11 protein-coding genes are annotated in these 13,208 nt (G+C 65.3%); 2 read left to right on the plus strand and 9 right to left on the minus strand.

Going from position 1 to position 13,208, the window contains the following annotated elements:
- Positions 1 to 9: 9 nt before the first annotated feature.
- The 9 genes from IG178_RS13515 to IG178_RS13555 form a co-directional block, all read right to left on the minus strand.
- On the minus strand, positions 10 to 2,049 hold the full coding sequence (locus IG178_RS13515; protein ID WP_193213089.1) for a VWA domain-containing protein: 2,040 nt from the start codon (positions 2,047 to 2,049) through the stop codon (positions 10 to 12).
- Positions 2,046 to 3,047, minus strand: coding sequence for a VWA domain-containing protein (locus IG178_RS13520; protein WP_193213090.1), 1,002 nt, complete (start codon positions 3,045 to 3,047; stop codon positions 2,046 to 2,048). The genes IG178_RS13515 and IG178_RS13520 overlap by 4 nt, the downstream gene beginning before the upstream one ends.
- Positions 3,044 to 3,562: a DUF4381 family protein gene (locus IG178_RS13525; protein ID WP_193213091.1), complete on the minus strand. Its 519-nt coding sequence runs from the start codon at positions 3,560 to 3,562 to the stop codon at positions 3,044 to 3,046. The genes IG178_RS13520 and IG178_RS13525 overlap by 4 nt, the downstream gene beginning before the upstream one ends.
- A gap of 7 nt (positions 3,563 to 3,569) precedes the next feature.
- Entirely contained in the window at positions 3,570 to 4,463 is an 894-nt protein-coding gene (locus IG178_RS13530; RefSeq protein ID WP_193213092.1) for a DUF58 domain-containing protein, read from the minus strand.
- Between the two features lie 19 nt (positions 4,464 to 4,482).
- On the minus strand, positions 4,483 to 5,466 hold the full coding sequence (locus IG178_RS13535) for an AAA family ATPase (RefSeq protein WP_193213093.1): 984 nt from the start codon (positions 5,464 to 5,466) through the stop codon (positions 4,483 to 4,485).
- A gap of 160 nt (positions 5,467 to 5,626) precedes the next feature.
- Positions 5,627 to 6,130 (minus strand): DUF5069 domain-containing protein, encoded by a 504-nt coding sequence (locus IG178_RS13540; protein WP_226895420.1) that lies wholly within the window; start codon positions 6,128 to 6,130, stop codon positions 5,627 to 5,629.
- Positions 6,131 to 6,138: 8 nt separating this feature from the next.
- Complete coding sequence (locus IG178_RS13545; RefSeq protein ID WP_193213094.1) at positions 6,139 to 7,341, minus strand: KamA family radical SAM protein; 1,203 nt, start codon at positions 7,339 to 7,341, stop codon at positions 6,139 to 6,141.
- Positions 7,342 to 7,422: 81 nt separating this feature from the next.
- Positions 7,423 to 8,103 (minus strand): RNA polymerase sigma factor, encoded by a 681-nt coding sequence (locus IG178_RS13550; RefSeq protein WP_193213095.1) that lies wholly within the window; start codon positions 8,101 to 8,103, stop codon positions 7,423 to 7,425.
- Positions 8,100 to 10,106 carry a protein kinase domain-containing protein gene (locus tag IG178_RS13555; protein ID WP_193213096.1) on the minus strand — a complete coding sequence of 669 codons (2,007 nt, stop codon included), beginning with the start codon at positions 10,104 to 10,106 and terminating at the stop codon, positions 8,100 to 8,102. The genes IG178_RS13550 and IG178_RS13555 overlap by 4 nt, the downstream gene beginning before the upstream one ends.
- Before the next feature lie 159 nt (positions 10,107 to 10,265).
- Between IG178_RS13555 and IG178_RS13560 the strand changes: the two genes are divergently transcribed.
- Positions 10,266 to 10,934, plus strand: coding sequence for an RNA polymerase sigma factor (locus IG178_RS13560; protein WP_226895421.1), 669 nt, complete (start codon positions 10,266 to 10,268; stop codon positions 10,932 to 10,934).
- Positions 10,935 to 10,964: 30 nt separating this feature from the next.
- Entirely contained in the window at positions 10,965 to 13,196 is a 2,232-nt protein-coding gene (locus tag IG178_RS13565; RefSeq protein ID WP_193213098.1) for a serine/threonine-protein kinase, read from the plus strand.
- Positions 13,197 to 13,208: the final 12 nt, after the last annotated feature.

Here is a 13,208-nt window from a genome sequence, read left to right on the forward strand (position 1 = left end):
GAGTGGAAGTTACCAGTCCTTTTCCGGTTGTCTGTAGTGAAGGCGCCCCGGGGTGAGGGCTCCCTTTTCGAAATCGGCGTTCTCGCGCAAGATTCGACGGGCGGTGTCTTCCGGGGTTTCCCCGGGTTTCGGCTTGTTGCCGCCGTCCTTGTCGGACTCCTCCGGCTTGTCGTCGGGGCGGTCGCCGCCCTTCCCGTCGTCCTTTTCCTCGTCGCCGTTGTTGCCCTTTTTCTTCGGGCCGTCGTTGCCCTCGCCGTCGCCTTTCTCGTCGCCCTCGCCGTCACCTTCCGGTTGGGGCTCTTCGCCTTCTTCGGGGCCCGGCTGCGGGACCTGCTGCATGTTTTCGGCGTTTTCGTTCACCTCCTCGAGGATCTCCTTGAGCTTCTTGAGATACTTGACGGTCAATTCGCGGTTGTGGGCCGCGTCCTGAAGCGAGGGGTCGTAGTGGACGGCGGTGTCGAAGTGCTTCACGCCATCGATCCAGTCGCTCAAGACATTGCCGAAGCGACGGAATCCATCACTCTCGCCGTTCTCCGCGGCTTCGCCCTGCATCCATTCGGCCAGCGACTCGCGGACCATGCCGTCGAAGGCCGCCATCGGATCCGTGGCCTCCGCACCCTCCGTGTCCTCTTTCGGCATGCCGAGCAAAGCGTCGGAGATCCGGCTGAACGGGTCGTTGGGGTCCTTTTCGGCGGGGGCTGCGATTTCCGGATAAACCGCCCCTTTCGCGAGCTGTGCCCAGCCATGGTTGAAAAGCAGCGTGCCCAAGCCGTGATGGGCCGCGGCCCGGACCTGCGGGTCATCGGAACGAAGGGCTTCGCTGAAGGCGTGGCGGGCACCGTCCAGATCGCCACTCGAGTAAGCGGAATTCGCCTGGGCCAGCCGGTAGCGGGCGGCCTTGTCGGGGTTGCCTTCCTCGTTGGCCAGGCGGTCGAAGAGGATCGCCGCTTCGGCCGGTTGCTTGTCGGCAAGGGCGCGGCGGGCGTCCGCTTCCAGTCCGGCGCGCAAGGGCGGAGGGGCGAGAGCCAGCAGGGCGGCCGCGGCACCGACCGGGCCGAGGCCGCGCCAACGTGTGCCGGCGACCACCGAGGCGATCAGGAACAGGATCCCGGGCAGCACGAACCACTGGTAGTATTCGACCGGGACGAAGCGCTCGCGGCCTTCGATTTCGAACTGATCGAGATCGGAGATCGCCAGGGTGACCATGTCGGGGATGTTCGCCGCGGAAGTCGCCACGGCGAAGCGGCCGCCGGTTTCCTGGGACAATCGTTTCAGCGCTTGGGTCTCAAGCACGCTGCGGACCACGTTGCCCGAGCGGTCGCGGTGGTGGCCGTCGGGGAAATCCTTGTCGGGCACGAAGTCGCCGAGCTCGGTGCCAAAGCCGATGGTGAAGACATAGACCCCGGAACTCTTCGCCTCGGCCGCCAGCTCGAGCATCTTGCCGGTGGTCTCGTCGCCATCGGTCAGCAGGATCAACGCATTCTCCTTCTGGCCGGTTTCCTTGAGTTTCTCGATCGCCATTTCCAGCGCCCCTTCGAGGTTCGAGCCGCCGACCGGGATGAAATTCATGTCGAGCTGGGAAATGGTTTCCCGCACCGCGGCATGGTCGATGGTGAGGGGCGCGATGGGATAGGCCTCGCCGGCGAACCCGATCACCCCGATGCGGTCGTTGGGCAGTGCTTCGATGAGCTCGTAGCACAGGGTCTTGGCCTGGGTCAGACGGTCCGGCTTCAGGTCCTCGACCATCATGCTGCGGGAAAGGTCCAGCGCCAGCATCACATTGCGGCCGCGGCTGGTTTCGGTCTCGGTGCCGCGGGTGGTCTGCGGCCGGGCCAGGCCGACCGCGAGGAGGGCGACGGAGATCATCAAAAAGCCGAAGGCCAACCACCGGGGCAGGGGGCTGCCGCGGCGCAACAATTTCGGCCGCAAGCGCCCGGCGGAGAACGCCGCCCACTGCTTGCGACGCAGGCGCGCCGTCAGCACCGCGCCGGTCACGAAGAGCGGCAACAGCAGCAACAGCAGCAGCCAGGCGGGATGGGCGAGGGTCATGGGGCGGGTGGCGGATTGAGGGCGAGGACGAAGGCGGTGGCCAAGGCCATCACCACCGATGCCACGATAAACCAGGGAAACAACTCATTGTCCTCGATCACCGTGCGCGAGATGGTCTCGGATTTCTCGAGGCTGTTGATGGTGTCGAAGGTCTTTTCCAGGGAGGCGACGTTCTGCGCCCAATAGTGCTCGCCGCCGGTCAGGGCCGCGATCTTCCTCAGCGTCGGCAGGTCGAACTCCTGGCGGGGGAAATTCTGGATGGACTGCTGGACCCGGCCTTCCTCGGTGCCGATGGCGACAGTGTAGATCTTGATGCCGAGAAGCTTGGCGTTCTCGGCGGCTTCGATCGGCGAAAGCTTGCCGGAATTCGAGGCGCCGTCGGTGATCAGCACGATGATCTTGCTCTTGGCATCGCGCGAGTCGAGCCGGCTCGAGCTGGCGGCGATCGCCGAGCCGATCGCGGTGCCCATTTCCTTGAGGATGTTCAGGTTCACCTTGGCGAGTCCTTGCAACAGCCAGTCGTGGTCGAGGGTGATCGGGCTGATCGAATACGGCCGGCCCGAGTAGATCACCAGGCCGATGCGGTCGTCCGGGCGGCGCTCGATGAAGTTGTGGACCACCGCCTTGGCCGCGTCGATGCGCGGCAGCGGGCGCCGCTCCGGCGTCTTGAAGTCATCGATGCCCATCGAGAGCGAGACATCGAGGGCCACCACGATGTCGATCCCGCTGGCGGTGCGGGATTGGTACTCGTTGCGCCAGACCGGGCGGGCCATTGCCAGGATGGCGGGCACCAGCGCGAGGATGGCCAGCGGCATGCCGATCGAGAAGGCGGTGCGGCGCACCTTGGCGCCGAGGCTGACCAGCACCGACAGGGTCGAAAACGTCATGGCCGCTTCCGCCCCACGGCCGCGGCGCAAGACCAGGAGCAACAGGCAGGGGATCAGCAGCAGCAGCCACTGCGGCTGGGCGAAGCGGAAATGTTCCAGGAAGTCCCTCATGCAGGCTGATGCTGGTGAAGTCGGTCGAGCAGTTGGCGGGCTCCGGTCAACAGGACGTCGGGGGAGCCGGTGGCGTCGCGGCCGTACTTGAGGCGGGCGAGGTGGGAGAAGCCTTCGGCGGTCGTCGCCCTCAGGTCCTCCGGGTAGCCGGAAAGAGCCGCGTGGCGGGCGATGAACTCCTCGTGGGTCTCGAACAAAGCCGGGTCTTTCGCCGCGGTGGCGAGGTAGCGCCGCAGGATCACCGACACCCGGGTGGCGATTTCCTGAATGCTGCCGCTTGGCGTCGAATTCAGTTCCGAGCAGGCCTGGCGGTAGGCCTCCTCGACCGCCGCCCGGGCATTTTCGGCCGGTGACTTCCGCTGTTTCCGAGCCAGGACGATCACCAGGCCGACGAGTCCGAGCGCGACCAGGGCGATGGCGATCCACGCCCACGCCGGCAGCGCCGGATCGGGCAACAGCGGTTCCGCGGGAACCAGGTCCCGCAGTACCAGCGTGTCGTCGGCGTTCTTGTCCATCGTCGATCTAACGGGTGCGTTTGCGGGCGCGTTTCTTCAACAACCGGTGGAGGTCGCCGAGGCGATCGCGGTCGGTCGAGATCTGGGCCAGATCGATCCCGTTCTTCTTGCAGATCGAGCGGACGCCTTCCGCCTGGCGGCGCATCAGCTTTTCGTAGCCCATCCGCAGGTTGGCGTTGTTGGTGTTGACCATCGCTTCCCAGCCGGTCTCGGGGTCGGTCAGGACGACCCGGCCGGCCTTCGGCAACGACATCTCCATCGGATCCGAGACCTGCAGCGCGATCGTCTCGTGCTTGCGGGCCAGCTTGCCAAGCGGCTTGTCGATCGGATCGTCGAAGAAGTCCGAAATCATGAAAACGAAGGCCTTGCGCCGCAGCGTGCGGATCAGGAAATCGCAGGCGGCGGCGATCGAGGTGCCGGCTTCCTTCGGCTCGGCCATCAGGATTTCGCGCACGATCCGCAGGACGTGGCGGGTGCCCTTGGCGGGCGGGACGTAGAAGAAGGCCTCCTTGGCGAAGAGCAGCAGGCCGACCTTGTCGCCGTTGCCGGCGGCGCTGAAACCGAGGATGGCGGCGGCTTCCGCGGCGGCCTCGCGCTTGCTGAAATGAATGCTGCCGAACTCGGAGGAACCCGAGACGTCGACCGCGAGGATCACCGCCAGTTCGCGTTCCTCGCGGAATTTGCGGATGAACGGCGAGCCCATGCGGGCGGTGACATTCCAATCGATGAAGCGGATCTCGTCGCCGTGCTGGTATTCGCGGAAGTCGTCGAAGTCGAGGCCTTGGCCGCGGAACGACGACTGGTATTCGCCGGCGAAGGTTTCCTTCACCAGCCGCCGCGCCTTCAGCTCGAGCTTGCGGACCCGGGCCATGACTTCCTCGATGTGCTCGTCGTGCGTCATATCCGCCTGTGGGAGCGCATCAGGGCACCGGAACCTTCGAGAGGATGCGGTCGATGATCTGGTCGGTGCTCACTTCCTCCGCCTCGGCCTCGTAGCTGAGCAGGATGCGGTGGCGGAGGACGTCGTGGGCCATGTCCTTGACGTCCTGGGGGGTCACGTAGGCCCGTCCTGCCGAAAAGGCGCGGGCTCGGGCGGTGAGGGCGAGGTTGATCGTGCCGCGGGGCGAAGCGCCGGCGCGGATGAGGTGCTTGAGGCCGCCGTCGATCTTCGCCGGCATGCGGGTCGCACGGATCAGGTCGACGATGTACTCGCGCACCGCCGGGTCGATGTAGATGTCATTGACGTGGGCGCGCGACTCGGCGACCTGGGCAGGGGTCGCGACGGTCTTGGTCTGGTAGGTTGGCGCCGAGGTTGCCATGCGGTCGAGCACCTCGAGCTCCTCGGATTTCGAGGGATAGCCGACGCTGACCTTGAGCAGGAAGCGGTCGAGCTGGGCTTCCGGCAGCTGGTAGGTGCCCTCCTGGTCGATCGGGTTCTGGGTCGCGAGGACCAGGAACGGTTCCGGCAGGCGGTAGGTCTTGTCGGCCAGCGTGACCTGCTTTTCCTGCATTGCCTCCAGCAAGGCGGACTGCACCTTGGCAGGGGAACGGTTGATTTCGTCGGCCAGGATCAGGTTGTTGAAGATCGGCCCGAGCTTGGGGGAGAACTTCGCCTCCTGCGGGTTGTAAACCATGGTGCCGAGCAGGTCGGCGGGCAGCAGGTCGGGCGTGAACTGGAAGCGCGCGAAGCTGGCATCGAGGGAGCCCGACAGCGCCTTGACCGCCAGGGTTTTCGCGAGGCCGGGAACGCCCTCGAGCAGGATGTGGCCGTTGCAAATCAGTCCCACGATCAGGCGGTCGACCAACTCGTCCTGGCCGACCAGCACCCTTCCCATCTCCTGCTTCACGGCGGCGATCCAGCCGCTGGTGGCGGCGATCCGGTCCTGCAATTCTTCGGTCGTCATGTGTGGCTTGTGAAAAGATTGGTCACGCATCCGCGCAACGGCAAACGCGAAACCGCGCAAGTTCGGGTGGAAGCGCGGCGCGGCAATCCGGCTGTCTGAAATTCCGTGTCAATCTGACGCGCCACCCCCGGGCCTGAGCCGGCCGGTCAATTGACCCGATTCAGGCGCGGATCCACGCTAGGACCCGGGCGTCGTCCTCGCGGGCCGCCCAGACCTGGCGGAGGAAGTCGGCCGGATGAATGTCGCCGTGCCGGGCGAGGAAATGACGGTCGCCGCCGCAGCCGAACATCACGTCGGGATCGAGCTCGCCGCGCAGTTTTGCCCGTGCCTTGGCGAGAATGCGCGGCAGGTAGGCCACGCCGTCCAGCTCGTCGCCGAAGGTGGGGAGATCGCTGGCGGTGATTCGCCGCTCGCCCGGCTTGCCGGCCATTTCCACCAGGAAGTAGTCCCGTCGCACTGCGGCCACCAGGAGCGCCGTCGAGATGGAGGGCGCTCCTTCCTCACAGTAGTCCTCGACGAAATCGAAGAACTCCCGCGGCTGGTAGCCGATCTCGTGCAGAAGCTCCGCGTCGCTGGCGTTGTAGTAGCCGTTGTAGTCCACGTCGCCGGCCCGGTAGCGCTTCACACAACGGTCGAACAGGTCGAGAAATCGGTCGTTCCACATGATGGCGTTCAGGAAAGTCCACACCCTGCCCCGGCGCGGTCGCGCAGCCGCTCCAGTTCGAGCGACGGGATGGGAGTCGGCTCGGGGTATTCGAAGATCTCGCCCTCGTAGTTCCGCAGCACCGTTTTCTCATGGTCGCGGTGGACCACATAATTCGGATTGAGCGGGATCTTGCCGCCGCCGCCGGGACCATCGATCACGAACTGCGGGATCGCATAGCCCGTGGTGTGACCGCGCAGGCCCTCGATGATCTCCAGCCCCTTGGACACCGAAGTCCGGAGGTGGGCGGAGCCGCGGATCAGGTCGCACTGGTAGAGATAATAAGGCCTCACCCGGCACATCAGGAGCTTCTGCACCAACGCTTTCTGGATCTCCACCGAGTCGTTGATGCCCTTCAGCAGGACGCTCTGGTTACCAAGCGGGACGCCGGCGTCGGCAAGCCGGCCAAGGGCCTCGCGAACTTCCAGGGTGAGCTCGCGCGGATGGTTGGTGTGGATGGAAATGAACAGCGGGTGATACTTTTTCAGCATCGTGCACAGCTCCGGGGTGATCCGCTGGGGCAGGAACACCGGGATGCGGGAGCCGATCCGCACGAACTGAATGTGCGGGATGGCGTGCAGGCGGCTGAGGATCTTTTCCAGCTTGGCGTCGGAGAATAGCAAGGGATCGCCGCCGGAAAGCAGCACGTCCCGGACCTCCGGGTGCTCTTCGAGGTATTTGAAGGCCGCCTCCCAGTGGGTCTCCAGATGTTGGTCGCCGACCCCGGACACGACCCGCGAGCGGGTGCAGTAACGGCAGTAGGACGCACAGCGGTCGGTCACCAGGAACAGCACGCGGTCGGGATAGCGGTGGACCAGGCCGGGGACGGGCATGTGGGAATCCTCTCCACAAGGATCGGCCATTTCCTCGGGCGCGTCCCAGCCTTCCTCCATCCGCGGGATCACCTGGCGGCGGATCGGGCAATCCGGATCATCGGGGTCGATCAGGTTGAAAAAGTGCGGTGTGATCGACATGGCCAGCTTATTGCCGGCCAGCAGGACGCCGGCGCGCTCCTCGTCGGTCAGTTTGATCCGCTCCTCCAGCGCGGCCAGCGAGGACACGCGGTTCTTGAGCTGCCAGGTCGCATCGTGCCAGTCGGCCATGGCCTCGGCGGGCCAGTATCCTGGAGCGTGCGAACGGAAAACGGGGTCGAGGTCGGTTGGATGGCCCATCGAAGTTTTGGCAAAATAGGGGGCATCCGGATTGTGTCAAACGGGGGTTCGACCCGGTGACACGGGGCGTCGCGGGCGCGATCAGCCCGCGCTGGCGATCGCGATCAGGTGCCGAAGCTCGTCGGCGGCCTCGGCCGGGTCGTCCACGGTGGCGGCAATTTCAGTACGGATGATCTCCCGGAATCGGGCGCGCAGCCGGTGGATCGCGACCTTGACCGCGGTTTCAGACAATCCCAGGGCGCGAGCTGCATCGGCCTGGGAGCCCGCTTCCCCGGAGCCTAGCCAAGGCTTGAGCGTGAGAAATCGCTCCGGTTTGTCCGCCTGTTCGGCCTCCAGCGTGGCGAGCGACCGCGCGATCACCGCCAGCGCCCACTCGCGGTCGAAGGCGAGCCGGTCGTCCATCGAAATGGCGGACCTGTCATCCAGTTCCAAATGCTCCGCGCCGCCACCGCGCTTACCGGCGACGGACGCGGCGCGCTGGTTTATCAGATGGTGCTTCAGCGCCCCCAGCAGGTAGCTGCGGAACCTGCCGCGCCCCGGCTCCGGCGCACCTAGACCACCCGCGAGGACGCTTTCGAAGAAGCCGTGGGCCGACTCCCGCGCCTCATCCTCACCGCGGCCTTCGCGCCGCAAGAAGGAAACCACCGGTGCATAGTAGATCGAGCAGAGGTCGGAGAGCGCCGCTTTCGCCTCTCCGTCCTCGCCTCGCGCGCGGAGAACCAGGGTCCAGCGGGTGGGGTTGAAATGCGGGGGAGTCGTCATTCGGCGGGGAGATCTTCGACAAACAGCTTGAGGTCTTCCCCCGACAGGATTCGATCCGGTCTCCCGGAAATCTGGCGGAACGTACCGTCCGAACCTTGGAGAAAGACGCGGCCCCGCGTGAGGTCGTATGTATCCTGGTCGAGGGTCGCCCGGTTCGCCTCGGTGAGGTGGAAGTTTCTCAAGCCGATTTGGCCTTGGACGCGGTCGGAGCTGGTTCCGAGATGGAGGCCATCGAGTGAGTTCGCGATGACAATGAGAATGGGGTGTCCGGCGATGTGAATGGTGAGCGCATAGTATTGGCCGCCCTTTGTCGCTTTGCTTCCCAGCGGTCCCCGAAGTGTGGTGACCCGCTCTTTTTCTCCCTCCCGACCGCCCTCGACGACCCTCCACTCGGGGCCGATTTCATCTGGGAGACCGGGCTCCGGATGGGCTGGTGCCCTCTCTTCCGGCTCCAGTTTCCAGTCTCCGTTCTCCCGGACGAGATCCACGTCGATATCGCTTTCGCTGCCATCGGGCCTGCGCCACTTCAAATCGATCTTCGCCTGATCGCCCCTGATCCAGCGCACGCCCACGATCTCCATGGAGGCGAGGTCATTGAGGTCAGCCTCCGTGTTTTCATCCCCGTCAATGACTTCCCGCATGGCTTCCGAACAAAGTTCACGGAGCGCGTCAAGATCGCCGGCTTTCGCGGCCTCGAGTGCTTTTTCCATGACCTCCTCGGGACCCTGTTTCGCATTCTCGGCGCGCGTTTGCTCGAGCCTGGCAATGGCTTCCGCTTTCTCCCGTTCAAGCAAGGCCTTCTCGCGGGCGGGAAGGTAGGAGAAAAAGGCAATCCCCGTGAAAACGATCAACGTGCCCAGCAAGAGGCCCAAGGCCACCACCACGAACCTGCCGAAGCGGCTGCTCCGGCCCATGATGCCGAAAATGAAGGCCAACAGCATGGCCACGCCGCCGAAGACCAGTGCAATCTCGTCGCGGTGCGACAACGCCAGCAGGACCAGGGTGCCGAGGATGCTGGCGAGGAACAGACCGAAGGCGAGCTTGCCGTAACCCATGGCCTCCGGTTGCGGGGTTCGGGACTTCCGGGGACTTGTCGTGGAGGCATTCTCGACCTCCGTCTTCACCTCCGCAGCGCTTTGCTGCCGCAGTTCGCGCTCTTTTTCCAGAGTCCGCAGCACGATCTCATCGATCCGAGCGTTGACCGCGGCGCGCTGGCTGGGAGCGGGAAAACGACCGAGCGGCAACTCGCCGGTGAGCATTTCGTAGATGACCACGCCGAGGCTGTAGAGGTCGGCGCGATGGTCGACATCGTGCGGCTTCTCGTGTTGCTCGGGCGCCATGTAGGCGGCACTGCCGAGAACGCCGCCGGTCAAGGTCAGGGTGAAGTCGCGCTGCGGATCGCCGACCAGGCGGGCGATCCCGAAGTCGGCGATCTTCACCTTGCCCTCGCGGTCGAGCAGGATGTTTTCCGGCTTGATGTCGCGGTGCCAGATCCCCTGCGCGTGGGCGGCCTGCAGCGCGTCGCAAAGCGGCGGGACGATCGCCAGCGCCTGTTCCGGCGTGAAGCGGCCGGCGCGCATCGCCTGGTGGAGGTTCACGCCGTCGACGTATTCCATCACCAGGTAAAAGAAGCCGCCGCTTTCGCCGTGCTCGTGGACGGCGACGATGTTCGGGTGGTTGAGCTTTCCCAGGGTCCGCGCCTCGCGGGCGAAGCGCTCCGCGAATGCCGGGTCGCGGCCGAGCTCCGGTGCCAGGATCTTCAGCGCGACCGTGCGGTCGAGGGCCGGTTGGCGGACCTGATAGACGAAGCCCATGCCGCCTTGTCCGATCAGGCGGACGATCTCCCATTGAGGGAAGGCGGCGGCGATCTCGTCCAGCGGAGGCGCCGTCTTGCCGGCCGGCACAGGCTCGTCGGCGCCGCGCAGCAGGCAGGCCGGGCAGAAGCCGCCGGGGGCGTCGGGCGGGATGGGCGCTTGGCAGGTGGGGCAGGATTTCGGATTCACACGGATTCCTGACGGATCGGGCGCCGGAGGTTACGGAAAAACTTCGCGGTTTGGCCAGACCGGCGCGTGTCCGGGTCGCGGCAGGTAACAACTGCCGGCTTTTCCTGAATCCCAGCGGTGATTATGACCCGGGAAGTGGCGAGTGAAGATCGGCAACCCTTGTTCCTGACGACCCGTTGGTCGCTGGTGGTGGGCGCGGCGGCGGGGGCGGAAACTTCGCTGGAGGTGCTGTGCCGCCAGTACTGGCAGCCGGTCTATGCGGTCGCGCGGCGGGCGGGGAATGATGAGGAGGCGGCGAAAGACCTGACCCAGGGCTTTTTCGAAATGATCCTGCGCAAGGGGACCCTCGGCCTGGCCGACCGGCAGAAAGGCCGCTTCCGGACGTTTTTGGTCACGGCCTTGAAGCGCTACATGGTCAACGAGTGGCGCCGCGATCACGCCGCCAAACGCGGGGGATCGGCGGAACCGGTGAGTCTCGACACCGAACTCGCGGAGCGGGTGGCCGGCGACGAGCGTGATCTTTCCCCCGACGCCTTGTTCGACCGGCGTTGGGCGCTGGCTCTGTTAGATGCCGCGATGCAACGGTTGGGTGAGGAGTCGGGCAGGGACTTCGCGCAGCTCAAGCATTGCCTCACCGCGGAACGCGGGGAGATCGACTATGGGGAACTCGCGGGCCGTCTCGGCTCGAGCGAGGGGGCGGTCCGGGTTTCAGTTCACCGCCTGCGCAAGCGCTACCGCGCGGTGATTCGTGAGGAGGTCGCGCGTACCGTGGCCGATGAGTCCGAGGTCGAGGAGGAAATGCGAGCCCTGATGGCGGCGCTGATGTAACAAGCGGCGACCCTTGCTGAATCACCGGACATGAGCGGACCCAAGACATGCACGCGCTGCGGGGCGACGATGAACGACGAAACGGCGGGAGGCCTGTGCCCACGCTGCCTGATGGCGATGAATTTCGACACACGGACGATGCCGGAGGGCGAGGAGGCCCCCCGCGCGGCCACGCTCTCGGCGGAGGAAATGCGCGAGCGCTTCCCTCAGTTCGAGATCCTAGAATACCTCGGTCGTGGTGGCATGGGGGTGGTCTACAAGGCACGCCAGAAAGCGCTGGACCGGGTGGTGGCGATCAAGGTGCTGGCCGGCGAGTGGCAAGGCGATGCGGATTTCGCGGCGCGGTTCGAGCGTGAGGCGAAGACGCTGGCCCAGATGAGCCACCCGAACATTGTCACGGTGCACGATTTCGGCGATGCCGGCGGACTCTACTACATCGTGATGGAATACATCGACGGCGTGAATCTCCGGGACCTGCTGCGCGAGGGCAAGATGGCGCCGGAACAGGCGCTGGCGATCGTGCCGCCGGTTTGCGAGGCCTTGGAGTATGCCCACGGCAAGGGAGTGGTCCATCGGGACATCAAGCCGGAGAACCTTTTGTTAGATCGCGATGGTAGGGTGAAGATCGCGGACTTCGGGATCGCCTCGCTGGTCGGGGCGACGGGGGAAAAGTCGGGCACGCCGCCGTACATGGCGCCGGAGCAGGAGAGCGGAGCGGTTGATCGTCGCACCGACATCTACGCGCTGGGTGTGGTGCTCTATGAGATGCTGACCGGGGAACGGCCGGCGAAGGACGTCGTCGCCCCGTCGCGGAAAGTCGAGGTCGACGTGAAGATCGACGAGATGGTGCTGCGCGCCCTGGAGAAGGAACCGGAGCGGCGTTACCAGACGGCCGGCGAGCTCCGCACGGTGGTCGAAACGATCCAACCGGCAAGCTCCGGTTCCGGGGGCTCTTCGACCAAGGATCCGCCGCGGTCGCGCGGGATGTTCCGGCGCTGGTGGTGGGTGCTGCTGGTGTTGATTCCGGTCGGGCTTCTCCTCGGCATCGCCGGCGGGGCGGTCTTCTACGGGATCCAGCCGAAGAAATATGAGGCGAAATCGGTCGTTCAGATCCGTCCTCTCGATCCTGCAAAGTCCGACCCGGCGGTGGCGACCCAGATCGCCGCCATGAAATCCGGCGCCACCTTGAGCGACGTGGCGGAGCGCTTGGCATTGCCGAGACGCTGGAGAATGCACCCGGAAATGGTGCAGCTGGCCTTGCGCCGCTACATCAATGTCACTCACATCCGGGGCACCTCCTTGATCGAGGTGAGAGTCCGCTACAGCGACCGGACGGATGTCGTCGACATTGCGAAAGCGTTCGTGGAGGCCTACCGCGCCCGGGTCGGGGACAAGGTCAGCGTCTTGATCCACGAGGAACCGATGCTCCCGGATCGGCCGGTGTCGCCCGTGATCGCTTGGTGCCTGGCGGCGGGTGCCGCGGCAGGGCTCTTGGTTTCCCCGTTCATCGCGCTACTGGTGATGGTTCTGTTGCAGCGGGTTTTTCCGGAAGGCGGACGCACGCCAAAGGCCGCAAACAAAGGGAAATGGGGCTTGGGCCTGCTCGTCACGAGTATGGTGGCGGGATTCACCCTTTGGGATGCCGTCAACGAGACGTTCCTCATGGTGGCGTGCGCCCTCGTCGCGGCGGCAGCTGTCGCTTGTGGGATCCGGGCATGGAAGACACGGCTGGGGAAATTCACGGCGGTCGTCTCCGGGCTTTGGCTCGTCGGCTGGCTGGTTTTCGCGGTCGGCTTTCTCAGTCCCATCGGTTCGCTGCACCAATACTCCGGTCAGAACCTCTATCCCCGGCTGGAGGTGCCACGGGACCACGGTGGAATGCTTGTCGTCGCCTTCGGGCAGCCGGGCTATCCGGAGCTTCCCATCCAGGGGAAACACCAGGTCCTCAGGTTTCCGGAAGACGGGATTTTGATCACCTCGTCGGTCCCGCGTTTCGGACTCAACGCGGACCATGAGATCGAATCCCGCGACCCGGCGACCGGAAAGCATGAGGTCTCCAGGTTGGAAAGCCATTGGGAAACAGGGGGGACGCGCGAGGCGGCCGATGGCATCCGTTTCGGCTACCAGGTTTGGGAAGTCGGCGGTGACGCGCATTGGAAAGACCGGAAGTCGTCGGATCCCCGGCCAAAGGTCGACGAGATCGAGTCCCGGCTGCGCGCCCGGGCGGGCTTGGCGCCGGTTGAAGCGGAATCCGGGAAATGACGTAACGCGACG

This window comes from Neoluteolibacter marinus (assembly GCF_014904755.1).
In the GTDB taxonomy this organism is placed as follows: Bacteria; Verrucomicrobiota; Verrucomicrobiia; order Verrucomicrobiales; family Akkermansiaceae; genus Haloferula; species Haloferula marina.

Bases quoted from the DNA above. Each gene is read 5' to 3' on its own strand.
- IG178_RS13515 (WP_193213089.1), bottom strand. From the start codon at position 2,049: ATGACCCTCGCCCATCCCGCCTGGCTGCTGCTGTTGCTGCTGTTGCCG.
- IG178_RS13520 (WP_193213090.1), bottom strand. From the start codon at position 3,047: ATGAGGGACTTCCTGGAACATTTCCGCTTCGCCCAGCCGCAGTGGCTG.
- IG178_RS13525 (WP_193213091.1), bottom strand. From the start codon at position 3,562: ATGGACAAGAACGCCGACGACACGCTGGTACTGCGGGACCTGGTTCCC.
- IG178_RS13530 (WP_193213092.1), bottom strand. From the start codon at position 4,463: ATGACGCACGACGAGCACATCGAGGAAGTCATGGCCCGGGTCCGCAAG.
- IG178_RS13535 (WP_193213093.1), bottom strand. From the start codon at position 5,466: ATGACGACCGAAGAATTGCAGGACCGGATCGCCGCCACCAGCGGCTGG.
- IG178_RS13540 (WP_226895420.1), bottom strand. From the start codon at position 6,130: ATGTGGAACGACCGATTTCTCGACCTGTTCGACCGTTGTGTGAAGCGC.
- IG178_RS13545 (WP_193213094.1), bottom strand. From the start codon at position 7,341: ATGGGCCATCCAACCGACCTCGACCCCGTTTTCCGTTCGCACGCTCCA.
- IG178_RS13550 (WP_193213095.1), bottom strand. From the start codon at position 8,103: ATGACGACTCCCCCGCATTTCAACCCCACCCGCTGGACCCTGGTTCTC.
- IG178_RS13565 (WP_193213098.1), top strand. From the start codon at position 10,965: ATGAGCGGACCCAAGACATGCACGCGCTGCGGGGCGACGATGAACGAC.